Here is a 1,492-nt window from a genome sequence, read left to right on the forward strand (position 1 = left end):
ACTGTATAGGGGTTATGGTAACACAAAGTTTATCTTTGGTGTAACGCACTACACCAAATTATGCCCATGGCAAATTTGGACGTGCGACCTGCGGTGCTGGTGGCTCTCTCATTCTCGCTATCGCATCGAAAGTTCGTGCCACTTGTCGGCTGTCCGCCGACCCGATTTTTCCGCCGATGAGAGATCGGCAGAAAATCAGAAAAACCCTTGCTGCTTCCACAGCATTTGACACATGAACAAATTGTTCTATGTGTCAAATTTTCAATCAAAGAAAGTATGCTGCGGCAACACGCAGCTACTTTCTCTATTTTTAAAACCATCTTCCCAATCAAAATGATATTAAGACATTGATATATCTGTATTTCGCACACTATAAAGACCGCAAAAATGCCCGCAATCAAAAGTTCAACCTCATAGGAATTTTTATTCAATTTATTTGAAATATTGTTATTTTATTCATATTCAGATACAAGCTATGTTAACGTGAATTCGGTACCAAAATCATACAAGGGAGAGTGTGAAAATGAGGAAATGGATTCTGTTTATGATTATCAGTTTTGTTACACTTGGATTAGTATTGCCTTCAGGCGAAGCTTCTGCTGAAGAAGTAAAGAGTCAATATACGCCCCAAGATTATGAAAAGTACCTCGCAAATTACGATTCAGATGCAGCTAAAGCAGCCGGTGTATCTCCAGAGTACATATCGTCAGCTGTTATGGAAGCTGGAAAAATCCTTGAAGATTTTAAAGCCTTATCAAAAGAAGATCAGGAAAAATTTGTGGAAAGCTTTACAAAGATCGATCCTATCAACATAGAAGAAAACGAAGTTGTAGTTGATGACCCAATCAATGCTATGGGGGACAAAGGCGTTTCTTACGAGAACTCAGTTAAGTTTTTCGGAGTACCCCAGACTACTTACAAAGTTTCCGTTAACTACAATGTATCTGGTGGAAAAGTGAAAAAGATCAACTCTTCAAATGCAAGAGTAGTCCGCAACTTGAATCCAGTAGTAAGAACAGGCTTAAATACAGGCGGCAAGAACGCTTGGGTTACAGGCGATAACAAAGCAGCAGTTTCAGGAAGTTTCTATTATCAAATCGGGCCAATCAAAGACATCGGTATCACTCTAGGTAACGTATTTATCAAAGCCGTCGGCGATAAAAATGGAAAACGCACTTACAAGAAATTCACCGTTGATTGAGCCTAAAAAGTGAGGTCATGGTATGTCTAAGCGTGTAAAAGTAACATTGTGGAGCATTCTAGGAATCCTAGTTGTGTTAAGCGTGATCGGCATTGTTGCTTTCTACCAAACGTTTCCAAGCTAGTCAAATAGTAAAGCAGACCTTTAAGGGTCTGCTTTACTTAATTATGTAATTGTTCATGGCAAAACAAAAATCATGTGAATTTTTTCAAGTGATTTAGGTAAAATAAAAATGAATCCTTGAAAAATCCAGCTAGTACCTTGACTTTTCAAGAATTCGCAAAATATAAT

General features: G+C 38.3%; 1 protein-coding gene. It reads left to right on the top strand.

Annotated elements, in window-relative coordinates; all coding sequences use genetic code 11:
- Nucleotides 1–523 precede the first annotated feature (523 nt).
- Nucleotides 524–1,201, top strand: coding sequence for a hypothetical protein (locus ACFV6D_RS38845; RefSeq protein ID WP_041332645.1), 678 nt, complete (start codon nt 524–526; stop codon nt 1,199–1,201).
- Nucleotides 1,202–1,492 lie beyond the last annotated feature (291 nt).

The organism is Kitasatospora sp. NPDC059812, assembly GCF_042732075.1.
Lineage (GTDB): Bacteria > Actinomycetota > Actinomycetes > Streptomycetales > Streptomycetaceae > Kitasatospora.